This window comes from Geobacillus sp. WSUCF1, from assembly GCF_000422025.1.
GTDB classification, from domain to species: domain Bacteria; phylum Bacillota; class Bacilli; order Bacillales; family Anoxybacillaceae; genus Geobacillus; species Geobacillus zalihae.
Window position 1 is genome coordinate 1 of the sequence record NZ_ATCO01000067.1, and the last position, 22,150, is coordinate 22,150.

Annotated in this window: 18 protein-coding genes and 5 pseudogenes; 14 read left to right on the forward strand and 9 right to left on the reverse strand. The window is 53.9% G+C overall.

What is annotated here, in order from left to right:
- Window positions 1-160: 160 nt before the first annotated feature.
- Window positions 161-354 (forward strand): annotated as a pseudogene (locus I656_RS0115400) (NETI motif-containing protein).
- 116 nt (window positions 355-470) lie between these two features.
- Here the strand turns inward: I656_RS0115400 and I656_RS18620 are convergent.
- Entirely contained in the window at window positions 471-647 is a 177-nt protein-coding gene (locus I656_RS18620) for a hypothetical protein (protein WP_164832316.1), read from the reverse strand.
- A 65-nt stretch (window positions 648-712) separates the two neighbouring features.
- A complete protein-coding gene (locus tag I656_RS09005; RefSeq protein ID WP_020754836.1) occupies window positions 713-1,486 on the reverse strand; it encodes an SDR family NAD(P)-dependent oxidoreductase in 774 nt (257 codons plus the stop codon).
- A gap of 197 nt (window positions 1,487-1,683) precedes the next feature.
- Between I656_RS09005 and I656_RS09000 the strand changes: the two genes are divergently transcribed.
- Entirely contained in the window at window positions 1,684-1,890 is a 207-nt protein-coding gene (locus tag I656_RS09000) for a DUF6501 family protein (protein ID WP_014195730.1), read from the forward strand.
- Window positions 1,891-1,946: 56 nt separating this feature from the next.
- Here the strand turns inward: I656_RS09000 and I656_RS08995 are convergent, their stop codons facing one another.
- The 6 genes and pseudogenes from I656_RS08995 to I656_RS08985 all read right to left on the reverse strand — a co-directional run bounded on the left by I656_RS08995 (window position 1,947) and on the right by I656_RS08985 (window position 7,548).
- Window positions 1,947-3,239 carry an ATP-binding protein gene (locus I656_RS08995; RefSeq protein WP_020754837.1) on the reverse strand — a complete coding sequence of 431 codons (1,293 nt, stop codon included), beginning with the start codon at window positions 3,237-3,239 and terminating at the stop codon, window positions 1,947-1,949.
- A gap of 78 nt (window positions 3,240-3,317) precedes the next feature.
- Entirely contained in the window at window positions 3,318-3,485 is a 168-nt protein-coding gene (locus tag I656_RS19885; protein ID WP_020754838.1) for a hypothetical protein, read from the reverse strand.
- A gap of 22 nt (window positions 3,486-3,507) precedes the next feature.
- Window positions 3,508-3,717: pseudogene (locus I656_RS19890) on the reverse strand (hypothetical protein); the annotation flags it as partial.
- A gap of 60 nt (window positions 3,718-3,777) precedes the next feature.
- Entirely contained in the window at window positions 3,778-4,926 is a 1,149-nt protein-coding gene (locus I656_RS08990) for a Ger(x)C family spore germination protein (RefSeq protein ID WP_033005449.1), read from the reverse strand.
- A pseudogene (locus tag I656_RS0115405) lies at window positions 4,923-6,457 on the reverse strand (spore germination protein). Before I656_RS0115405 ends, I656_RS08990 begins: the two are co-directional and overlap by 4 nt.
- The gene (locus I656_RS08985) at window positions 6,457-7,548 is read right to left on the reverse strand and encodes an endospore germination permease (RefSeq protein WP_033005451.1); all 1,092 of its coding nucleotides are present in this window, start codon (window positions 7,546-7,548) and stop codon (window positions 6,457-6,459) included. The pseudogene I656_RS0115405 and the gene I656_RS08985 overlap by 1 nt, the downstream one beginning before the upstream one ends.
- A gap of 169 nt (window positions 7,549-7,717) precedes the next feature.
- Here I656_RS08985 and I656_RS08980 point away from each other — a divergent pair, with 169 nt between their 5' ends.
- The 4 genes and pseudogenes from I656_RS08980 (at window position 7,718) to I656_RS08965 (ending at window position 11,070) form a co-directional block, all read left to right on the forward strand.
- The gene (locus I656_RS08980; RefSeq protein ID WP_020754843.1) at window positions 7,718-7,996 is read left to right on the forward strand and encodes a YetF domain-containing protein; all 279 of its coding nucleotides are present in this window, start codon (window positions 7,718-7,720) and stop codon (window positions 7,994-7,996) included.
- A gap of 120 nt (window positions 7,997-8,116) precedes the next feature.
- Complete coding sequence (locus I656_RS08975) at window positions 8,117-8,494, forward strand: GntR family transcriptional regulator (RefSeq protein ID WP_223810906.1); 378 nt, start codon at window positions 8,117-8,119, stop codon at window positions 8,492-8,494.
- The gene (locus I656_RS08970) at window positions 8,491-9,390 is read left to right on the forward strand and encodes an ABC transporter ATP-binding protein (RefSeq protein WP_033005452.1); all 900 of its coding nucleotides are present in this window, start codon (window positions 8,491-8,493) and stop codon (window positions 9,388-9,390) included. Before I656_RS08975 ends, I656_RS08970 begins: the two co-directional genes overlap by 4 nt.
- A pseudogene (locus I656_RS08965) lies at window positions 9,365-11,070 on the forward strand (ABC transporter permease). Before I656_RS08970 ends, I656_RS08965 begins: the two are co-directional and overlap by 26 nt.
- A gap of 69 nt (window positions 11,071-11,139) precedes the next feature.
- On the opposite strand, the gene I656_RS08960 reads toward I656_RS08965, so the two are convergent.
- Window positions 11,140-11,367 carry a hypothetical protein gene (locus I656_RS08960; RefSeq protein WP_020754848.1) on the reverse strand — a complete coding sequence of 76 codons (228 nt, stop codon included), beginning with the start codon at window positions 11,365-11,367 and terminating at the stop codon, window positions 11,140-11,142.
- Window positions 11,368-11,492: 125 nt separating this feature from the next.
- Between I656_RS08960 and I656_RS08955 the strand changes: the two are divergent.
- The 8 genes and pseudogenes from I656_RS08955 (at window position 11,493) to I656_RS08920 (ending at window position 22,046) form a co-directional block, all read left to right on the forward strand.
- Window positions 11,493-13,119, forward strand: a pseudogene (locus I656_RS08955) (spore germination protein).
- Window positions 13,116-14,318: a Ger(x)C family spore germination protein gene (locus I656_RS08950; RefSeq protein ID WP_020754851.1), complete on the forward strand. Its 1,203-nt coding sequence runs from the start codon at window positions 13,116-13,118 to the stop codon at window positions 14,316-14,318. Before I656_RS08955 ends, I656_RS08950 begins: the two are co-directional and overlap by 4 nt.
- 54 nt (window positions 14,319-14,372) lie before the next feature.
- Window positions 14,373-15,476, forward strand: coding sequence for a GerAB/ArcD/ProY family transporter (locus I656_RS08945; RefSeq protein WP_020754852.1), 1,104 nt, complete (start codon window positions 14,373-14,375; stop codon window positions 15,474-15,476).
- A 228-nt stretch (window positions 15,477-15,704) separates the two neighbouring features.
- Window positions 15,705-17,150: a SpoIIE family protein phosphatase gene (locus I656_RS08940; protein ID WP_020754854.1), complete on the forward strand. Its 1,446-nt coding sequence runs from the start codon at window positions 15,705-15,707 to the stop codon at window positions 17,148-17,150.
- 12 nt (window positions 17,151-17,162) lie between these two features.
- Window positions 17,163-17,588, forward strand: a complete 426-nt coding sequence (locus I656_RS08935) for an ATP-binding protein (protein ID WP_020754855.1) — start codon at window positions 17,163-17,165, stop codon at window positions 17,586-17,588.
- Window positions 17,589-17,681: 93 nt separating this feature from the next.
- Window positions 17,682-18,107: an STAS domain-containing protein gene (locus I656_RS08930; protein ID WP_020754856.1), complete on the forward strand. Its 426-nt coding sequence runs from the start codon at window positions 17,682-17,684 to the stop codon at window positions 18,105-18,107.
- Between the two features lie 416 nt (window positions 18,108-18,523).
- Entirely contained in the window at window positions 18,524-20,260 is a 1,737-nt protein-coding gene (locus I656_RS08925; RefSeq protein ID WP_020754857.1) for an ABC transporter ATP-binding protein, read from the forward strand.
- Window positions 20,244-22,046, forward strand: coding sequence for an ABC transporter ATP-binding protein (locus tag I656_RS08920; protein ID WP_033005454.1), 1,803 nt, complete (start codon window positions 20,244-20,246; stop codon window positions 22,044-22,046). The genes I656_RS08925 and I656_RS08920 overlap by 17 nt, the downstream gene beginning before the upstream one ends.
- The last annotated feature ends 104 nt before the right edge of the window (window positions 22,047-22,150 follow it).

Consider the following 22,150-nt stretch of genomic DNA (forward strand, 5'->3'; position numbering starts at 1 on the left):
AAAAAATTGAGACATACAAAGCAGCCGAGCTGTATGGGCTGTACCGAAAATATGTGCAGAAAACGCGCTAGGCCGGATGAAACATCCGGCTTCTTTTTTGGGCAACCTAAAGGGGAAAGGAGGGAGGCGCGCCTGATGGTTGACAAACGCGCCGGAAGCGATGAAGAAAAAACGGTTTACGGTAGCGGAAGGGGAAACGATCGCCGCCTGTTTAGCGCGAATGAAACAGGAAGCTACCGCCCCATCCGCCGCATCGAGCAGCCAATTTTCCGCGAAGTGGAAACGAACGGCGAAACGATGGTTGAGCCGTGCGGGCGCATCATTGAATTTGAGGGGGTGCGCGATGAGCCGTAGCAACAGGTCGTTTGCGCCGGCGGGGCTGGGGCTTGCGCCTCGTTTTTGTCTTGAAACGTCGCAACCGAGGAAAGCTGATCAAAAAAACAAAGCCGGAAAGGAATGTCCTTTCCGGTTCAACTGTGCGGCCATTCGCGCGTTTTTTTCGCCTCCCGATGGCCGTTGGTCGGATTGCCGCTTGACGCTTCGTAACCGACTTGGTACACGTATTGTTTCGGGGCATGGATGACGTTGTCCATCCGGTACTGATCTAAGTCGTCTTGAAATTGCCGTTTGCTTTCCCGGTCGCTCATGTTTGCGGCCTCCTTGTCAATATAGTCTGGGGCATTTATAGGGTGTACGATTTGGCCGCGCTTTATCAAAAGCCGTGGATCGTCATGCCGCCGTCAACAAACAGCGTTTGGCCGGTAATGTAGCTGGCCGCATCGGAGGCGAGGAACACAGCCGGGCCGACGAGCTCAGGCAACTCGCCAATCCGCTTGAGCGGCGTGACGGCCAAAATGTCGTTCACATACGCTTCGTCCTCAAGCAGCGTTTTGGTGAGCGGCGTTCGGAAATACCACGGGCCGATCGCGTTGACGCGTATGCCGTAGCGCCCCCACTCAAACGCCAGCACTTTCGTCATTTGGATGAGCGCCGCTTTCGTTGCCGCGTACACAACCCCGGTGCGCAAGGCGACATGGCCGGCGACGGAAGCGATGTTGATGATGTTTCCGCCTTGCTTTTGTTCTTTCATGACGCGACCGGCTTCTTGTGAGACGAGAAACGCCGACTTTAAGTTGGTGTTCATAATCGTTTCCCACTCATGATCCGTCACATCCAAAGCCGGCGTGCGGATGTTCATGCCAGCGTTGTTGACCACGATATCCAGCGAGCCGGTTTGTTGTTTGATGTCGGCGACCGCGTCGTGCACGGCTTGTCGGTCGGTGACATCAAGCGGGTATATGTACGCATTTCGGCCGAGCTGTTCGATATGGCTTGCCGTTTCTTGCAAATCAGCTTCCGTGCGGGCGATGAGCGCTACATCGGCTCCGGCTTCCGCAAACCCGATCGCGATCGCCCGGCCGATGCCGCGTCCGGCTCCGGTCACAAGCGCCGTTTTTCCGTCCAAACGGAATGAAGGCAAAAACATAAGAGTCTCTCCTTTCGAACATGATCATTCGGCTTGTTAGCGGGGGTCCGCATAGTTTCACTATAGCACGGTTGCCCGCCGCCGCCAACGATTTGAGGCGTCGGCCATAGCGGCAAATGGCGAATGGGACGTTGCAGCCGGTTGTCCGGGTCGCTACAATAAAGAAGGGGAAAAATATAAAGAGAAGGAGATGACGCATGATTCATCACACATGGGCGACCCGGCCGACGATCAAAAAAGTAAAGTGCGTTCACACGAACGCGGAAAAGTACATGGTCAGCAATGTATTGACGCCGGGCAAGGTATATGAAGTAAAAAACGAAACCGACGAGTTTTATTTTGTCATTGACAACAGCGGAAAAGTCGGCGGGTTTTACAAAGATTATTTTGAGGAAGTCAAATGATCGCGCCAATCACCAAGAAAAAACGGATGTCCAAAACAGGGCATCCGTTTTTTCGTTCAGCCGACGGCGCTTTGTTCTGCCGTCGGCGGTCCCACCCGACTTGCCGGCAACGTGATCGTCAACGTCGTCCCTTTTTGTACGGCGCTTTCGATCGTCCACGTTCCTCCCATTTGTTCGATGATTTTGACGGCGACCATCGCACCAAGCCCAGTGCCTTTTTCTTTTGTGCTGAAGTATGGCTCGCCGAAGCGGCGCACTTGTTCTTTCGTCATGCCAACGCCGTTGTCGGAAATGGTGATGACGACTGATGCCCCCCGGTTCTCGGCCGCAACATGGAGCGTGCCGCCGTTCGGCATCGCCTCAATGCTGTTTTTCAACAAGTTGAGAAAACACTGTTGGAAATATTGTACGTTTCCGATGACGACACCATGTTCGAGGGAAGAGGATACATGGATCGAATGCATATGCGCCATTGGCGTAATCATTTGCAGCACTTTCTGAAGCTGGGTGGCGACATCAATCGGCTCAGTCTCTTTTGGCGCCGGTTTGGCAAACGTCAAATAGTCGCGGATGATGGCTTCCGCCCGCTCGAGTTCCTCTAAGGCGATGCGAATGTAGCGCTCTTCGGTTTCGCGCGGCAGCCGACCCGTTTGCAGCAGCTGGATGAATCCTTTGACGACGGTGAGCGGGTTGCGGATTTCATGGGAAATGCTGGCCGCCATTTGGCTGACGATCTGCATTTTTTCCATCTTCATCAGCTCTGCCCGAGCGAGCTGCGCCTCATGAAGCGTCTCCATCAAATAGACAGCGAACATCATGACGAATGGCGGCATTATAATGAAATACGCGATATACGGCCTCGTTACCGGAAAATCAGCAACAATCACGGCGACAAATGTCGTGAGCACCGCGAGCAAAAACGTCAGCCAAAGCGACATAACGAGCTTGCTCGGCCGCGGCAGCTTGCGAAACAGCGGCGAGGCGGCCGCCGCTATGGCAAACATGATGGCGTAAACGATCAAGGTGAGCGGTTGAAATCCGTACAAAACGGTGCGCGCCAGCATCAAGACAACAAACAGCACCGCCCCGACCGCGCCGCCGCCATACAATGTCCCAAGCAAAAACGGAATTTGCCGGAAATCATGGACGCACAGCGGATCCATGTAAATCGGAAATTTCATGCACAAAACGGCCGCCAACGCCAAACAAATCCCAAGCAGCGCCCGGCCATAGAGCGGGCGCTGCCGGATCGCTCGACTATGGTCATAAATAAACGAAAAGGCAAAGATCGTGACTAAAATATAAAATAAGTTGTTCAGGACGTGCTGGTTCATGTATAAACCCGCCATACGAAAAATCTCCTAACTGAATGGACCTTATCACCTTCCATTATAGCGAAAAGAGATTGAAAGAAAAATATGCATTGGCTATGTCCGATCTTTCGGCAGCCAAACCGCCAAGGCGCCAAAGAGCGGCAGCACGCTGCAAAGCCCCATTAATGTGCCGAGCGACGACAAGTCGGCGATTTTGCCGAGCACGACCGCGCCGAGCGCCCCCATGCCAAACGCCAGACCGACGATGAGCCCGGATGCCATGCCGACATGGTTGGGCAGCAGCCGGCTGCATGACAGATGATGTCATGTTCAAGGCAAAGGCGCCCCAGCCGATTTGCGCATACGACAGCTCCATTGTCGAGCGCAAAATCGGAAAGAGCGCCGGGATGACCGCTTGCATCGCATCGTTCAAAAAGTGGCCGAGGCTGATGGCGAACAAAATCGGGTAGACGGTCATTCTTGCGGCGCTCGTTCGCTCTGTATGGGTGTTCATTGTTCTCCCCCGTTCAAAATATATCTAATATTCCTAATTATACTTGATCTTATTGTATTTTCAATCACCGGCCCGGTAATTCAACTTTTCTTTTCCGGATGCCCCGATCGCGAGCTTGACGCTCACGGACAGCGTGTTGTTGCCGAGCGGGATGAGGCCATTGGACTGATGTTGTTTCCAAATATCCGGACGCTGGCGATACAGCTGCTCCGACAGATTCAATAGATCGATCTGCTGCTTCTTGCCAAGTTCATACAAGCGGCGGATCTCCTGCTTCACCGTTTGTTCCGCCAGTTTGGTCAGTTGTTTTCGTGAGAGCGGTTCACGCAGTTCGATGATGGCGCCTTGCGCCTGCACTTGGACAGTAAACGCAGGCTCTCCACTCTTCACTTTGATCGACCATTTCGTTTTCGGGTCCCGGACGACAAGAGAGGCGACCGTTTTCCCTTTTTGTTTGACATAAATCGGGGTGCGGCGAATGTCGTGTTCGAGCCAGCGAAGTCCCTCTAGATCGGAACGGCGGACACATTGCTGCAGGCTGTAATGGTGGACAAAACACACGCCGGAAACAGCGAGCATCGGTTTCGGCTTTTTATTTTCGATCCAGCGCCGGCGGTCGAGCGTTAAATACGGAAGCCTTGCCGTATCGGCTTTTTCATCCATATCGACAATCAGCCGGCTGAGCCGGATCGGGCGGATGAACGAACTTTGTTGAAAGATTTCTTCCGGGTTGGACAACAGCGAATAATAGGAGGAAGCGTTTAACAGCGGCGTCGCTTCAAACAGCTCGGAAAGCGGCTCATCGGTGGCGTACACCCATGCTGTATGGCGAATTTCGTTGTAACGGTTCAGCACATCGATCACATCGGCCACGATGCCTTTTTGCAAGGCCCGTTTGGTAAAGACAATGCTTTTTACATGGCCCCATGACACCCTTTGTTGAATGGAAGGGTAGATTTTGTCGGTCGCGATATTAAACGTTTCGCCAGCGGCTTTGCCGATGGAAACGGCCGCTTTCTCTTTGCCGCCTCCGGCCTCGACTTTGGCGAGGGCGGTGAAACCAACCAGCTGGACGTAGGCGATCACTTGGCCATCTTTATAATCCACCCCAATGGCATGAATATACACAATATGATCGATGTTGCGCGTATCCCAACAGCCGCTGAGCAAGATGACGGAAGCGATGATGGGAAAGAGCCGCTTCCTCATTTTTGTTCCCTCTCTTTCGCAATGAGATCGTTGGGACGCACAATGCGGTCGCGCGTGCGGAACTGTTTCCATGTGCTCGGGATAAATACTTTCCCGATATCTTTTGAGGGCGGCGCCAGCGGCGTGAGATACGGAACGCCGCAGGTGCGCAAGTTGACCGCATAAGTCAAGATGAAAAACAGCGACAGAATGAAGCCAAACAGGCCAAGAACGGTGGAGACCGTCAGGACAATAAAGCGCAGCAAGGTGACACTGCCGGCCATGTTTTGATTGACGAGCGTGAATGTCGAGATGACGGAAATGGCGGCAATGACGAGTGTGGCCGGGGCGGCGAGCCCGGCGTTGATCGCCGCCTGGCCGATGATTAAGCCGCCGACGACGGACAGCGTCTGCCCGATGGCGATTGGCAGCCGCATCCCGGCTTCCTTAAACACCTCAAACAAAATCATCATCACAAACATCTCCAGCGGCACCGGAAGCGGCACTCCTTGGCGCGACAAAATGAGCGTCGCCAGCAAGGTGAACGGAAGCTGGTCCGGATGGAACGAAGTCAAGGCGACCCAGCGCCCGGCAAATAAATGGCGACCGAAGTGCCGACGAGCCGGAGCAGGCGCTGAAATACGACAAACAAGAAAAACGTGTTGTTGTCTTCCGACGTGTTCAGCAAAAAGGTTAAATTGCCCGGGCCGATCAAGGCGGTCGGCGCCCCGTCGACCAAGATGATAAAACGGCCGTTGAGGAGCGAATTGACGGCAAAATCGGGCCGCCCGGTATAACCGAACATCGGGAACAAAGAAAACCGGGTGTCGGACAACCACTCTTCAATTTGGTTGGTGCTTGTCACCGAGTCGATGTACAAACTGAGCAGACGGCTTCTCACCTCATCGATGATGGCCGTGTTGGCAATATCATCGACATAGAGGAGCCCCACTTTTGTCTGACTGCGCGTGCCGATGACAAACGGTTCATAGACGAGCCGGTGCGAGCGCAGCCGCTTGCGGATGAGCGCCACGTTTTTGCTGATTTCTTCGATAAATCCATCTTTGGGTCCGCGGATCGATACTTCCGTGTTCGGCTCTTCCGGGTCGCGGTTTGGCGGGCTGGCGAGCGGCATCGTGTACAAGACATCGGCTTCGTGAAAATAAATGAGCAAATCGCCGCTAAACAGCCTGAAGTTGAGATCATCGATCCGCACTTCTTTTCCCATATACTCAAGCGCCGCCAGTTTGCGGGCCTCGATGTCGGCGGCCGAAAAGCATGGATGGTGTTCGCACAGCGCGCGGAACATCGGATAGATGGCTTTTTGCAGCATTTGCGTATCGCACAGTTCCTCGCAATAAATAAACAGCAAGTGCACGACAGCCGCCGAGCCGTCAGGCAAAGAGGATGGAATCGCGGCTTCCGTCATGATGACGTCAGGGCATTTGGCGTACATCGTGCGCAACGCCTCTTCGGAGATGATGACGGTCTCGAGCCCTGTGTAATCGTCTTTCAACCGCTTGCCTTCGGCGGCGCGCATCGGTCGTTTCATCATGTCATCCCTCTTTTCTTTTTGCGATATGCCAACAAAGCGAAACCACTTAACACAACGGACAGCGCAAGACTAAACAGCAGCGATGCCGGCAGCACCCCATGTTTGACAACATGCAAAAACTGTTCATCGCTGACCGGCGCCAGCGCCGCCAATGTGATCGCCAAGTAAAGGACAATGAGCACCCAACGGCGGGTTTGCGGATGGCGGATCGGAAACAATTCTACAATCAGCGCTGTCGATAAGGAGATGCGGATGAAAGCGCCGGACAGCCATTGATAGACCGACAGAAAGTCCACATGCTCAATGTACGTCCCTAAACTGACCATCCGCCATTGCTCAAACGCCGGATAGCGAAGGCGCGTCGCCTGCTCGGGGCCAAATTCGGTGATGGCGCCAATCGTCGGCCCGATGCTCAGCTCGGCTGTGAAAACAGCGATGGCGGCAAGCGTTTTCCATGAAAATGGGCGGGGCAGGCGATGGGAGAGAAACAAAAGAACGATCACCTCCGCATATCCCGCTCCGGCGTACATCATGCCGTTGAGCACAGGTCCAACACCATGTTCAAGCGCTGGTCTGAGCAGTGAATAATCTTTATGAGGCGTGGTCGAGAGCATAACGAAAAAACCAAACACGATGACGAACGGGCAAATGATCATGGAAGTGTTGGCAATCGAGTCGATGCCTTGGTACGAGTTATAAAAACAAACGGCCACGATGACAAGAATCAGCGCCCATCTCGGCGTCGCCGTCAAATAAGAGGTGGTGGTGAACGTGACCGTATCGTTTAACGTGACAAAACTATGAAGAAGCAAAAAAGCGCTGCTGACACCGGCCACCGCATAAGCAGCCGCGCTCGAAAACCGGCTTTTCAGCCAGTCAAACAGCCGCTCCCCGTTCAGCTGCTTGGCGATGAAATAAAGAAGCGGCAGCCAAACGAGCAAACCTGCCAACGCTCCCAAGGCGGCGATCCACGCATCGCGGTGGGCGGCCTCAAGCATAAAGGGGATGATGATGACATGATTCATCAGCCCGACCGACAGCATGACCATAAATAACAGTTGCAGAGCGCTAAGCGGCTGTCCGTTCATCATGAATCCCTTTCTTTCCATGCAATCTCTAGAACGATAGTGTTTCCAGTCTAGGGGAATTTATCCGCGCAAACGGCAACCCAACAGCGAAACTTCTCAGGCGGCAGGGGGCACAATACAGGGAAGAAAGGGCGAACATCAACGGCATGCAAGGGGGGCGCAGCATGAAATGGCTTCATTTGACGATCGGCGTGAAGATTTCCAGCTGCCGCCCCACCCGGTGTATGTCCCGGTGACGCTGATCCGCGATGGCCAGCTGTTGGCAGACGAATTAGCGGAGCTTGGGAAAACGGAGCAATGGCTGGCCGCCAAACTGCAAAAACAAGGAATTGCCTCGCCAAAAGACGTGTTGATCGCCGAGTGGCTCGAAGGAGATGGGCTGTTTGTTCAGACGTATCAGCCCGCCGAGCGGCAACGGTCAACGCGGCGGCAAACGGCGCCGGAATGAGATGAAGAAAGAATCCGGGAATGGATTCTTTCTTTATTTTGGAAAAAATTCTTGCCTTTCTTCTGTTTTATGTGTACTATTGGTTATAGTACGGTTGTGACAATGAGAGGAGGAGGGGAGATGTTTGAGCTCGATTTGCGAAGCCGCCAGCCGATTTACGAGCAGCTGATTGACAAAATGAAAGAAATGATCGTTCGCGAACTATGGCAGCCGCACGATCAGCTGCCATCGGTCAGGACGATGGCGAAACAGCTGATGATCAACCCAAATACGATTCAAAAAGCGTACCGCGAACTGGAGCGCGACGGCTGGATTTATTCGATTCCAGGGAAAGGCAGTTTCGTCGCCCCGCGTTCAAAAGAACCAAACATCGAGGCGGTCGCCGCGGTCCGTGAGCAGTTTGTCCGCCTTGTCAAGGAAGCGCGGTTTTTAGGGGTGACGAATGAGCAGTTATGGCAATGGATTCGAGAAGGGGAAGAAAGAGGGGGAGGATCGTGATTCAACTTGTGGACGTGACGAAAACGTTTGATCGGTTTGCGGCCGTCAAGGGCGCGAACATGATGGTGCCAAAAGGAGCGATTTACGGGCTGCTCGGCCCGAACGGCGCCGGAAAAACGACGCTGCTCAAGATGATGGCCGGCATTCTCCGCCAAGATCGCGGAACGATTGCAGTGGACGGGGAGGATGTGTGGGAAAATGTCCGCATCAAGCAACGCCTTTTGTTTTTGCCGGACTTTGTTTACTTTTTTCCGCACGCGACGATTCGCCAAATGGCGGATTTTTACGAGCAACTGTACCCTTCGTTCAGCCGCGGACGGTTTCTGGAATTGCAGTCCGTCTTTGCGCTTGATCCAAACAAAAAGATTCAGCAGTTTTCCAAAGGCATGCAGCGCCAGGCGGCGTTTTGGCTTGCTTTTTCCGTCCGGCCGGACGTGCTTATTATGGATGAGCCGCTTGATGGGCTCGACGTATTCGTCCGTCGCCATGTGAAACAGCTGTTAATCGATGAAGTAGTAGAACGGGAAATGACCGTTGTCATCTCGTCGCACAATTTGCGCGAGCTCGAAGATTTATGCGACATCGTCGGATTGATGGCGCAAGGGACCGTACGGATGGAGCGTGATTTAAACGAGCTGCGCGCGGGGATGCATAAGCTGCAAGCCGCCTTTCGCGGCGGGTTTCCGAGCGAGTTGGCCGAACGGCTTGACATCGTGCATCGCGAGGAGCGCGGCAGCATCGTTCTTCTTATTGTCCGCGGGGAAAAGCGGCGCATAGAGGAGACGGTCCGCGCATTTCATCCTCTCATCCTTGATGTGCTGCCGCTGTCGCTTGAAGAAATTTTTATGTATGAAATGGGGGGCGATGCTCATGTCCGTGAAACAGTGGTCGGCTAACCGCGCCATGTGGGGGCAAAATCTTCGTCAAATCGGCTGGATTGCCATCATTCACTGGCTGCTATGGCTGGCGGCGATTGTGCTGCCGATGGCGCTCGCGTATTCTCAATATGACCCAAAGGTCGGCAATATTCCGCAATGGTACAGTGTGTATGATATAGCCAATGGAATGGAAGCGCTGTGCGCTTGGCTCGTTCCGATTTTGGCGGCGGCCGGCGTGGTTCGCTATATGCATGAGAAACGGTCGGCTGATTTCATCCATAGCTTGCCCATCCGCCGCACCGAACTGCTTGCCGGGCAGATGCTTATTGGATGGCTCTTTTTGGCGGTTCCGCTCGTGTTGACCGCCTTGGTTGCGATCGGATGTCTGTACGGACTTGATCTCCCGTGGCCGATTGGAGCGGGGGATGTGGGACGATGGCTTGGCGAGACGCTTGTCGTAGAGACGATGATTTTTGCGCTAGGTGTCATGGTCGGCGTGCTCGTCGGCCAATCGATCGTTCATATTGTGTTAACGAATATTGCTCTCTTTTTTCCGACAGGCATCATGGTGCTGCTGTTTAGCAATTTGCCGTTATGGTTGTATGGATTCCCCGATGGGTACTATTTATCGGGAAATCTGATGGATTGGGCGCTGCCGATTCGTTACAAGATGCTGACGGATCAGGCGATGAGCGCGGGGGAAGCCGGACTGTTGCTGCTGTTGTCGCTTCTGTTTTTCGGGGTGTCCATTTGGTTGTACGAGCGGCGGCCGACGGAAGCGGCCGGACAGGCGCTCGCCTTTTCAGTGCTTCGCCCACTGTTTGTGTATGGAGTGGCGTTTTGCATGTGCTTGACCGGCGGGTTCTACTTTGGACAAGTCCAACGGCAGTGGGGATGGATCATCTTTGGGTATGTTGCGTTTTCGCTTATCGGGTATGCCGTTGCGCAAATGGTCGTGATGAAAACATGGCGTGTTTTTCATAAATGGAAAGGGTATATCGCCTTTGCCGCTGTGATGTCGGTCTTATTTTTGACTGTGCGCCTTGATCCGGTTGGATATGTGAGACACGTTCCGAATTTGTCCGATATTGAGAAAGTCTATTTCGGCCAGTCGGTGATGAATTGGCAAAATCCTAACTTGATGGAAAGAGAGTTTGAAGCATTCGATCAGTTTTTGCGCACGAAGGACAACATCAAAGCTGTCAGGGCGCTTCATGCGCAGCTTGTGCACGATCAGCCGCTCCCGTCACGTTTTGGCAACGTCCGGCCGATTGTGATCGGGTATGTGCTCAAAGACGGCACGCGTCTCCTCCGCCGCTACGAAGTGCCGATTGAACCGTACATGCTGTATTTTCAGCGCATCATGGGTTCAAACGAATATAAGCAGCAATATTATTTGCTCCTTCGCCCGAGCTATTCTCCGATCCGCCAAGTGACGATCCGCAATGTCGAAACGGGGCGTCCGGTGGTCGTGCTGGCCGATCCGAAGGAGATCGAGTCGTTTGTCCAGGCGCTCAAACAAGATTTGTGGAATGAGCCGGTGGAGGACATCATCCGCGGGGGGAGCACATGCAGGGGGATATTGAATTGCTGCAAAGCGACGGCGATTCGTTTACCGTTCCCTTATCTTCACACAGCACCCATGTTCGCGAATGGTTGCAACAACAGCATCATTGGGAGCAAATACAGAAAAGGTAATGCCCAATGAAGAGGAAAGGTGTCCCGTTGCTTTTGGGGCACCTTCCTCTTTTTGCCTCCGGCTGTTGGTCAAGACGTTTTGTTTTTTCGTTTCCACATCCAAACGTTCAATAGATCGAGCAACAGCAAAAAAATGAACAAGGATAAAATAAATAGTTCCGGCGCTTCCATTACCCGAAAGGGATTCAGCACGATATGCAACGATTGATGCAAGGTCATCCCCATCAACTGATCCATGCTTACCATCGTTCCTAGGGCGAGCAAGGCAAACATCAGCCAAACAACAATTAGTTTCATGGCGTTCCACCTGCTGTTTTTCTTTAGTTTTTGCTATTGATTCAAAACCGATGCACGGGCGTATGCCCTCCCGATTTCGTGTCCATAATGAGGGATAAAAAGGAAGCGGAGTGAGGAGGAAAAACATGCTGTTTCAATGGGGAATGGGCCGACAAAAAAAAGCAGATCAATGACGGGGTGAAACAAGAAGGACCGGACCATAGCGGCGAGGCGGCGGACGTCCCGCAAGAGCCGATGTCAGCTGAATTAGCCGTCAACCTTGACATCATCCGCCAAACGACTGGACAAAGCAGCGATGTCGTCATCCGTCGGTTTTCGCTGGGTCAAGAGAGGCAAATCAAAGCAGCCATCGTCTTTGTGGATGGTCTTGTTGACGACAAACATGTGTACGAATTTTTGCTGACGCCGCTGCTGGAGGCGTCATTTCCACTGTCATTAACAGAAAAAGAATGGTTTCAGTGGATCGAACAAAAGTTGGCCGCGGTGGGCGGTGTGAAGCATGTCGTCGATTGGGAACACCTGTTTTTGGAGCTGTTTTCCGGAGAGACCATCATCTTGTTGGACGGGGTGCCGTCCGCTGTCAGCGCCAGCACCAAAGGCGGCCAATATCGCGCGATCGAGGAACCGCAAACGCAAATCGCCGTCCGCGGGCCGCGCGAGGGATTTACGGAGTCGTTGCGCGCGAACACCGCGATGATCCGCCGCCGCATTAAAAATCCCAATCTTTGGCTGGAAACGATGCAAATCGGCACCGTGACGCAAACGGATGTCGCGATCATGTACATCAAAGGCATTGCCAATGACGAGGTTATCGAGGAAGTGAGAGCGCGCCTGCGCCGCATTGATACGGACAGCGTGCTTGAGTCCGGTTATATTGAACAATTAATCGAAGATCAAACGTTTACGACGTTTCCGACAATCTATCATACCGAGCGTCCCGATGTGGTAGCCGCCAACCTGTTGGAAGGACGGATAGCGATTTTTATTGATGGGACGCCGTTTATCTTGATCGTGCCGGCTTTGTTTATCCAATTTTTTCAAGCGATAGAGGATTATTATGCCCGTTTTGATATCGCCACTGCTCTTCGCTTTTTGCCCGTATTGATTTTTTTTCTCTCGCTCGTTGCGCCGGCCATTTATATAGCGGCGACGACGTTTCACCAAGAAATGATCCCAACTCAGCTTGTCATCGCCATTGCCGCCCAGCGTGAGGCCGTACCGTTTCCTGGTTTTGTCGAGGCGTTGATGATGGAAGTGACATTTGAGATTTTGCGTGAAGCGGGGATTCGGCTGCCGCGTGCAGTCGGACAGGCGGTGTCGATTGTTGGCGCCTTGGTCATCGGGCAGGCGGCAGTGGAAGCTGGGTTCGTTTCCTCGGCGATGGTGATCGTCGTTTCGATCACGGCGATCGCCAGCTTTGCGACGCCGTCGTTTGCCATCGCCATTTCAGCCCGTCTCATCCGCTTTGGGTTGATGTTTTTAGCAGCGATGTTCGGGTTTTACGGCATCATGATGGGGTTGTTGGTCATGATTCTCCATTTATGCAGCTTGCGTTCGTTTGGGGTGCCATACATGTCGCCGCTCGCTCCGTTCACCCCATCTAATATGGGCGATACCCTGTTTCGAATCCCGACATGGATGTACCGCGAGCGGCCGCGCCTGATTAACCAGAAAAATATCATTCGCCAATCGGGGGATCAGAAACCGCAGCCTCCGGCACCAACACGCCGGGAAAAGGAGGATGGATCATGAAACGATCTATCGCCATGTTTGTGTCCTTTTTTGTTTGTGCGCTGTTGCTGGCTGGTTGTTGGAGTAAAAAGGAGCTTCCTGACTTAGCGTTTGTCATTGCCGTTGGCCTTGATAAAACAGAAGACGGCAGATATTTGGCCTCGTTTCAAGTCGTCAACCCGGGCAACGTCGCCGGCGCGACCCAGCGTGGCGGCGGGGCGGCCGGCGTGCCCGTTTCCATGTATACGTCGACCGGAGACACGTTGGTCGAGGCAAGCCGAAAAGCCTCGAAGAAGTTGTCACGCATTCTGTATTATGGCCATACGAACTTGGTGGTCATCGGCGAAGAGGTGGCGCGTGAGGGGTTGAATGGGGTATTCGATGCGATGGAACGGAACAACCAGTTTCGCACGACCTCACGGCTGGTTGTTGCCCGTGGCCATTCGGCGAAAGATGTGCTAGCTGTGTTGACACCGATTGATAAAATTTCCGCCAACCAAATTATTAAGACGTTGGAGTTTTCCGAGATGGCCTGGGGGCAGACAATCAACACCGATGTCTGGTGGGCGATTCGTAGCTTGTCTGGAGCCGGAAGAAATCCGGTGATGACCGGTATTACCATTGAAGGGGATCCCCAGCGCGGCAAACGGCAAACCAACGTCCAGACATCGGTCCCGAACGTCCGAATCAGTTTGGACGGATTGGCATTATTTAAAAAAGATCACCTTGTTCGCTGGGTGAGCGGGTCGACATCAAGGGGCGTGCTTTGGGTGCTGGATCGAATTAAACAAACGAATATCACGATCCCCTGGAATGGAAAAAAAGAAGCGATTGGCTATCGAACCGTGCGGGTGAAAACAGAGGTCAAGCCCCAATGGAAAAAGGGAAGGCCATCGATTTTGGTTCACATTCAAACGGAAGGGGATATCAGTGAAGCATACGTTCCGATTCGTTTGGATGACTACCGGCAATTGTTCCAATTGGAAAAGGCCATTGGCCGGGATATTGAACGGGAAGTGAAACAGGCGATTGAAACGGCCCAGTATGAAAAAACTGATGTTTTTGGTTTTGGCGAGGCGGTGCATCGCGCCCACCCCCGCCTGTGGAAAAGAATCAAAAAAGAGTGGGATGACCGCTATTTCCCTCATCTTCGGGTGACAGTGAAAGTGGATGCTTACATTCGGCGCACGGGATTGCGGAATACGCCATATATCAAATAAGCGTTTTCGGCTCAAAAAACTTGGATACGGTGGAGTGAGGAGCGATGGAGCGAGATGGAACATAGTAAAATCAATATGCGCCAGCTGTTTGTCCTGATCGTATTGTTTGAGCATGGCAGTGCGATCGTCATTCCGCTCGGCGTCAGCGCCAAGCAAGATGTATGGATCGCCACTTTGCTCGGTCTGGCTCTAGGGCTGTTGCTGATTTTGATTTACGAGCGTTTGTTTCACTATTACCCTGATCAGCCGCTGACTTCCTATGTGACACATATCGTCGGCAAGCCGCTCGGCAAGTTGTTGGCGGTTCTCTATATTACCTATTTTTTCTATATCGCCGCCCGTGTGTTGCGTGATTTTGGCGAACTGTTGCTCACGTTTGCCTATCCGGAAACACCGCTGTTTGTTTTGAATGCCCTTATGGCTATGACGGTCATGTACAGCGCCTATAAAGGCATCGAAGTATTGGCGCGCACCGGCGAACTGCTTTATACGTTGTTGCAAATACTGGCGGTTGTCGGATTCATCTTGGTTATCGCTTCCGGACTTGTTGATCTCACCCAGCTCCAGCCAGTGTTAGAGGAAGGGTGGAAACGGGTGTGGAAAACGGTGTTCACGGAAACGTTGTACGTGCCGTTTGGTGAAATGATCGTGTTTACCATGCTGTTTCCATACTTGAATCGTCCGGAAAAAGCGCGGCGGGCCGCCGTTGCCGGGATGGTGTTGACCGGGATCAACCTGGCGATCATTATGGTCGTTAATACGGCCGTCTTGGGAGCTGATGCGGTGTCACGTTCATCGTTTCCGTTGCTCGATACGATCCGCCGCATTCAAGTCGCTCACTTTTTAGAGCGGCTTGATGTCTTTTTTATGGTCGCTCTAGTGATCGGGGGGTTTTTCAAAGTCTCCATCTTTTTTTATGCCGGCGTCGTGGGGGTGGCTCATGTATTCGGGTTTTCGAACCACCAGCGGCTTGTTTATCCGTTTGGGGCGCTTGTCTTATTGTGGTCCGTGGCGATGGCAAGCAACTATGTGGAGCATATTCATGAAGGATTAAAGATTGTCATGTTCTATCTGCACATCCCGCTGCAAATCATCATTCCGGTGCTCTTGCTTGTGATTGCGGCGATTCGCCGGCGGTTTGGATCATCGGCAAAATAAGAAAAACGGACTAGAAGATTTATGCGGCAGCAAGCAGGAAAAACCGCAAAAAAACACGAATACAACAATAACCTGTTCCTGTGAGGAACAATGGGGCGAAAAGTGGTGCTGAACATGCAACCCGAAGGCGGGGTGGAAACAACCCGGCGCCGACGTGCGTTTTTGTTTCGGGAAGCCGGTGTCAGCTGAAAGCGATGGATTTTGATTATAACGAAAAAGGGTTGAACGATGGTGAAGGCGAATGTACAGGCGATCGATCAGCTAGACGCGGAACAGTTGGGCAGCGGCATGGTGATGACCGACCATCAACTTTTGATTGTTGCGGTCAGCGAGCCGACGCCAAGATGGCTCGGATTTGCCAAACATGAATTAGTCGGGCGGCCGGTCGGCGTTCTGTTTTCAGCCGAATGGTCGGCCGCGTTGTTGGACGGCATCGCCGAGGCGGTAAAAAAGGACGGATGTTGGCAAGGAGAAGCGCGCCATGTGGCGAAAAGCGGGAAAATCTATACGAGCTGGATGAACGTCTATAGGTTATCAGGCAGCGAGGGAGAATGGCTCGTTTGGCATTTTGTTGAACAAACCGCTATGCCTCCAGCTGATCGACCGACGCCGTCTGAGTTGCTCGGGGTCATTTACGATTCCGCCCCGTTTGCGGTTGTTCCGGTGGCGGCAGACGGAACCGTGCAAGATTGGGGGCTTAGTGCCGAGCGGCTGTTTGGGCGCCGAAAAGAAGAGGCGGTCGGCCGCCCGATATGGTCGCTCTTTCGTTGCGGCAGCCAAACATGGCTTCCGTTTCCTCCCAAAGAGCAGCGATGCGGCGAAGGGATGGTGCAGCGCCGGGACGGCACGTCCGCCAATGTCGCCTATACGGTCATTCCCGTGCTTCAGGCGGACGGATATATCGTCCTTGTCGAAGACGAGACGAAGCAAAAGCAAAAAGAGGCGGAGCGGCGGCGCCAAGTCGAGCTGGCGAAAAAAATTCAGCACAACTTGTTGACGCCGCTCATTCAAAACGAGGCGGTGACGATGGATGCCGTCTATATTCCATCGGATGATTTGTCAGGCGATATTTACGCTTGCTATCAAATCGACCTGTACCGCTACGGGGTGATCGTCATCGACGTGATGGGCCACGGCATTTCGTCGGCCTTGGTGAGCATGTTGCTCCGCTCGCTTTTGCGCGGGTTGATCGTGCGCGTCATTGACCCGGTCTCGGTGGCGAGCGAGCTGGAAAAGCATGTGCAAACGTTGTTTCCTGATGAGGCCAACGACATCCGCCACCTGTTTTCCATGATTTATTTAGTGATTGACACGAAAGAGCGAAAAATTGAATATACCAACGCCGGCCATCCGGCTGGGCTGCTCGTGTTTGACGATGGAAGCGTCCATGAGTTGGACAAAGGCGGTTTGGCGATCGGCAGCCCGTTTTCCTTGCCGTTTGAAAAAGGGGTGATTCATTACGACAAGCGGGCCCGCCTCCTTTTGTATACAGACGGCATTTTAGAGGAGATCGATCCGTCGATTTTGCAAAGCATTGAAAAAATTCGCTCATGCACGCAAATGTGCCGCCATTTGCCGGATAAACGCTTCCTCGAACGTTTAATCAGCCAAGGTCCGCCGCTCGTCAGCCCTTCCGACGACATTTGCTTATTGTCCATCACGGTTCATGGATAGGCGGGACGCTTTGTGGTGTGTGAATGGATCGTGCGCTGCCGGGCGGACGAGGAAGCGGTTTTGGTTTGCCATCTCCTTGCGGAGCAGGCTGCTTCGTTGTTTGCGGTCCGTGATGCGGAATTGTTTGTGTTGGCGGTGCATGAAGCGGTCGTCAATGCCGTTAAAGCTGTTCAACGGGCGGGGATGGAGGCGGGGACGATTTCGCTCTCCTTTTTTGTCACAAGCGCTGATGTGGCCGTGGCGGTTGAGGATGAGGGCGGCGGCGTTCCGGCGGACGTGATCGAGCAGCTCGATCACATGACGCTCTCTGATGTATTGCTCGCCGAATCGGGACGAGGGCTCTTGCTCATCCGTGAAATTATGGATGACGTCACGTGGGTTGAGCGGAAGGGCGGCCGTCGGATGCTTGTCATGAAAATGAGTCGGAATGCAACATAACGGGCTTTGGTGCCATGATGCACCCATGTGATCGGAACGAATGCGGGTGGTGGCCGAGGGCAGGACATGGCTGGTCAACGATAGGGGGATACAATGAAACAGCATCGGTTGTCGTTTGAATTGGAAATGGTTGTAGAACGCGCATACGAATGCATCAAGCTAACTGGACGGCTCGCCTATGATACGCAGCTCGCGGCGGAACAAAAGCTGGCGACGGCGGTGGCTGCTGTCAAGCGCTGCCTTGTCGTTGTCGACGTGAGCGGCCTTCGATTTTTGGACAGTACTGGATTAGCGCTCCTTGTCCGCTTTTTTAAGCAAATCGTCAGCGAAAGCCGCGCCATGGCCATCGTCGTCCGGGATAACGCCGCTATAGAAAAGATTTTGCGGATGGCCAAGCTCGACCGGCTGTTGCCGATCGTTGGCGATGAACAACAGCTGTTGTCCCTTGCACCGCCAAGCTCTTTCGACCATATTAGCCAGGAGGCGCTTTATTCGGCATGGCGTCAGCGTTCGTCATAGACATGGCTCTCATGCCGAATCAACGGGAAGATTTCACATTTCGCTGGCCCAAAAGCGTGTCGTCTATTTTTCTGACTGCTGAAGGCAAGCCAAGGTGTGATGGAAGACGGAATAACCCCCTGATTCACAGACCTATGTATGGATCTGGAAGCGGTGTGGTTTCATCATCCGCCAATCAATCGGGCATCCCGCTCGAAACGACGGAATAGACCCGTTGTTCCCCTATTGCCGCCGATGGCCCCCGAGCGATGAGACATTTGTTCGGGGGTTTTTGTTCCTCTTGGCCGGGAGCATCTCCGCTTCTGCCCATGCATTCTCATTGTCAAATAAATATTTCGGGTTTAGAATAAAATTATACACAACGATGAACGGCGGCTGGGCCCCGCGATCGGAATGGAGAGGAGAGTGGCGCAGACATGGGGCGGGTGCTGATCTATTTGCGGCCATATGGGAAGTGGATGGCGTTAGCTTGGTTGTTTATGTTGACCGAGCTCATCATCGAGCTTTGGCAGCCGCTGTTGATGGGGAAAATCATCGACGATGGTGTCATGAAACAGGATGTTGCGGCCATTTTCACGTGGGGAGCAGTGATGCTCGGGGCGTCGCTGTTGGCGTTTGCCTCAGGCATCGCCAACTCATTTGCCGCTGCCTACGTCGGTCAGGAGTACGGATTTGCGCTGCGGACGGCGCTGTTTGCCAAAATTCAATCGTTTTCGCTTGCGCGCATCGAGCAGTTGTCGCCGGCCTCGCTCGTCACCCGGATGACGAACGATGTGACCCAAGTGCAAAACATGTTGTTTATGAGTTTGCGCATCGCCTTGCGTGCACCGCTTCTGGTCGTCTTTGGCGTCGCGATGGCGTTTGTTGTTCATGCGCGCCTAGCGTTCGTTTTGGCGGTGGCCGTTCCCCTGTCCGCTGTTTTTTTATTGTGGGTTGTACAAAGGGCGGCGGCGTCCTTTTCCGCCGTCCAACGAGCGCTTGATCGCGTCAACGGCGTGATGCGTGAAAATTTGGCCGGCATGCGCCTCATCAAAGCGTGGATGAGAAAAGAATACGAAGAGGAGCGATTTGCGGCCACGAACGATGCGCTGATGGAGCGGACCATGAGCGTGCTTCGCCTCGTGGAGACGATCACGCCGGTGTTGCTGATCGTGATGAACACCGCCATCGTCGCCGTTCTCCTTTTTGGCCGCCACCATATCGAGGCCGGGACGGCGAGCGCTGGGCAAGTCGTCGCCATCGTCAACTACGCGACGCGGGCGACGGCGGCGTTGTCGATGTTTACGTTTATTACCATGGCGTTCTCTCGGGCGCGCGCCTCGGCCGTCCGCCTCGCTGAACTTCTTGAAGCCCCGGGCGAGCGACACGGGGCGGATGCGGGCGGTGGTCCGGCCGTTCAGCGCGGGGAAATCCGGTTTGAGCACGTTTCGTTCCGTTATCCGTCGAGTCCGCGCGAGGCGCTTTCGGACGTGTCGTTCGTCATCCGTCCGCATGAGACAGCCGCCATTTTAGGAGCGACAGGGGCCGGCAAATCGACGCTTCTTCAGCTGATTCCCCGGTTGTACGAACCAAGCGGCGGGCGCGTGTTGATTGATGGCGTCGATGTGCGCGAGTTTTCCGCCGAACAGCTGCGGACGGCGGTGCGCTTTGTCCCGCAGGAAGTGCTGCTGTTTTCAGGGACGGTCGCGGACAATCTCCGCTTTGGCAACATCACTGCGTCGATGGAAGAACTTGTGCAAGCGGCTCGCGATGCACAAATTCATGAAACCATCACTCGGTTTCCGGATGGATACGACGCACGGATCGGTCAAAAGGGTGTCAATTTATCAGGCGGGCAAAAGCAGCGGCTGTCGATCGCCCGCGCCTTGGTGGGGCAACCGCGCGTTTTGCTTTTGGATGACAGCACAAGCGCGCTCGATGCAGAGACGGAAGCAAAGCTGCTCGCAGCGTTGCGGAAGTATGCATGCACGACGGTGATGGTGACGCAAAAGGTGAGCACCGCGATGGCGGCGGATACGATTTTGCTTTTGGAAGACGGCCGCCTGATCGCACAAGGAAGTCATGAACAACTGCTGGCGACGAGCGACCTGTATCGACGCATCGTCGCCACGCAGGAAGGAAAGAAGGGATCGGTGGATGTCACTACGGCATAGTCCGCACGGAGCGCGTGTTGGCGCAAGTCCGCAGCGGGCGAAAAACAGCGTTGGCACGTTGCGTCGGCTATGGGCCTTTATCGCTCCGCAAAAGCGAAAGCTGTTTGCGGCTATGGCCATGGTTGTCGTCAGCTCAGCGCTGGCGCTCGCCGGTCCGTACGTCATCGGCTGGACGGTCGATGTGTACATCATCGAGCGGAGGACGGACGGTTTTTTAGCGACGCTCGTTTTGCTTCTTGCCATTTATATGGCCCTTGGCGCGGCGACGTTTTTGCAAAACTATTGGATGATCGATGTCGGCCAGCGGACGGTGCATGCGATCAGAGAGCGGTTGTTTCGCCATTTTCATGAGCTGCCGATTTCGTTTTTTGACCGCCGCCAGCAAGGGGAGCTGATGAGCCGGATTACAAACGACATCGACAATATGAGCCAGACATTTAACAGTACTGTTGTTCAGGTCGTCTCGAGCACGTTGACTTTGATGGGCGCTATCGTGGTCATGCTTTCACAGAGCGTTGTGTTGACGATCGTAACGCTTGTTGTCGTGCCGCTGATGTATGTGGGCATGCGCTGGATCACAAACCGGACGCGGGTGCGTTTCCGTGAGCAGCAACGGGCGCTCGGTGAGATGAACGGCTTTATCGAAGAGGTCATTTCCGGACAGAAAGTCGTGAAGCTGTTTTCCCAAGAAGAGCGGATGGAGTCTGAATTGGCGCGCAAAAACGCCGAGCTGAAACAAGCCGGGTTTTGGGCGCAAACGTATTCCGGCTTCATCCCGAAGCTGATGAACTTTTTAAACAACGTAAGCTTCGCCCTCATCGCTGGCGTCGGCGGATGGCTGGCGGCCAAAGGAGCGATATCGGTCGGGACGATCGTCGTGTTTGTCGAATACGCCCGCCAGTTTACCCGACCGCTCAACGATTTGGCCAACCAATGGAACACGTTGCTGTCGGCGTTGGCTGGCGCTGAACGGGTGTTGGAAATTTTGGATTTGCCGAAAGAAGAGGAAGACGAGCGGGAAGCGGCGGCCTTGGACCGGCTTGATGGACGCATTGAGTTTCGTCAAGTCGTCTTTTCTTACGACAAACAGCGCCCGGCGCTCGACGGCGTCACCTTTTCCATCGCCCCAGGAGAGACGGTCGCGCTTGTCGGCCCAACTGGAGCCGGCAAAACGACCGTATTGCAGCTGTTGACCCGCTTTTATGATCCAGATCGAGGAGTGATTTTGATCGACGGGCGCGACAGCCGGACGATCAAGCGGGCGAGTTTGCGCCGGCATATGGCGTTTGTGCTTCAAGATACGTTTTTGTTCGCCGGAACGATCCGCGACAACATCCGTTACGGCCGGCTTGAGGCGACCGATGAAGAAGTCGAGGAGGCGGCGCGCCAGGCGAACGCCCACTCCTTTATTATGAAGCTGCCGGACGGCTATGACACCGTTTTGGCCCCAGGAGGCGGCGGAATCAGCCAAGGGCAGCGGCAGCTGTTGGCCATCGCTCGGGCGATGATCGCCGACCCGGCCATTTTGATTTTGGACGAAGCGACGAGCAACATCGATACGGTGACCGAAGTGCGCATTCAAGAAGCGCTCGCGCGGCTCATGAACGGCCGGACGTGCTTGGTCATCGCCCATCGGTTGAACACGATTCAACATGCCGACCGCATCCTTGTGCTCAACGAAGGCAAAGTGATCGAGAAAGGGACGCATGAAGAGCTGTTGGCTGCAAAAGGATTTTACTTCCAATTGTATCAGCGCTATTGGTTGCGCAATGTGCAGCAGGCATAACTGTATGGTGTTCACGTTTGCAGAGGACTTCAGATGAATGCGTGTCTCCTCCATGCGAACTCGAGTGCTCAGGAAAGGAAGAGTGGGTCAACTACCCCCACTTC

Bases quoted from the DNA above. Each gene is read 5' to 3' on its own strand.
- I656_RS08960 (WP_020754848.1), bottom strand. From the start codon at position 11,367: ATGAAACTAATTGTTGTTTGGCTGATGTTTGCCTTGCTCGCCCTAGGA.
- I656_RS18620 (WP_164832316.1), bottom strand. From the start codon at position 647: ATGAGCGACCGGGAAAGCAAACGGCAATTTCAAGACGACTTAGATCAG.
- I656_RS08920 (WP_033005454.1), top strand. From the start codon at position 20,244: ATGTCACTACGGCATAGTCCGCACGGAGCGCGTGTTGGCGCAAGTCCG.
- I656_RS08975 (WP_223810906.1), top strand. From the start codon at position 8,117: ATGTTTGAGCTCGATTTGCGAAGCCGCCAGCCGATTTACGAGCAGCTG.
- I656_RS08985 (WP_033005451.1), bottom strand. From the start codon at position 7,548: ATGAACGGACAGCCGCTTAGCGCTCTGCAACTGTTATTTATGGTCATG.
- I656_RS08980 (WP_020754843.1), top strand. From the start codon at position 7,718: ATGGCTTCATTTGACGATCGGCGTGAAGATTTCCAGCTGCCGCCCCAC.
- I656_RS19885 (WP_020754838.1), bottom strand. From the start codon at position 3,485: ATGGCATCCGGGCTCATCGTCGGTCTGGCGTTTGGCATGGGGGCGCTC.
- I656_RS08990 (WP_033005449.1), bottom strand. From the start codon at position 4,926: ATGAGGAAGCGGCTCTTTCCCATCATCGCTTCCGTCATCTTGCTCAGC.
- I656_RS08925 (WP_020754857.1), top strand. From the start codon at position 18,524: ATGGGGCGGGTGCTGATCTATTTGCGGCCATATGGGAAGTGGATGGCG.
- I656_RS08950 (WP_020754851.1), top strand. From the start codon at position 13,116: ATGAAACGATCTATCGCCATGTTTGTGTCCTTTTTTGTTTGTGCGCTG.
- I656_RS09000 (WP_014195730.1), top strand. From the start codon at position 1,684: ATGATTCATCACACATGGGCGACCCGGCCGACGATCAAAAAAGTAAAG.
- I656_RS08995 (WP_020754837.1), bottom strand. From the start codon at position 3,239: ATGGCGGGTTTATACATGAACCAGCACGTCCTGAACAACTTATTTTAT.
- I656_RS08945 (WP_020754852.1), top strand. From the start codon at position 14,373: ATGGAACATAGTAAAATCAATATGCGCCAGCTGTTTGTCCTGATCGTA.
- I656_RS08940 (WP_020754854.1), top strand. From the start codon at position 15,705: ATGGTGAAGGCGAATGTACAGGCGATCGATCAGCTAGACGCGGAACAG.
- I656_RS09005 (WP_020754836.1), bottom strand. From the start codon at position 1,486: ATGTTTTTGCCTTCATTCCGTTTGGACGGAAAAACGGCGCTTGTGACC.
- I656_RS08930 (WP_020754856.1), top strand. From the start codon at position 17,682: ATGAAACAGCATCGGTTGTCGTTTGAATTGGAAATGGTTGTAGAACGC.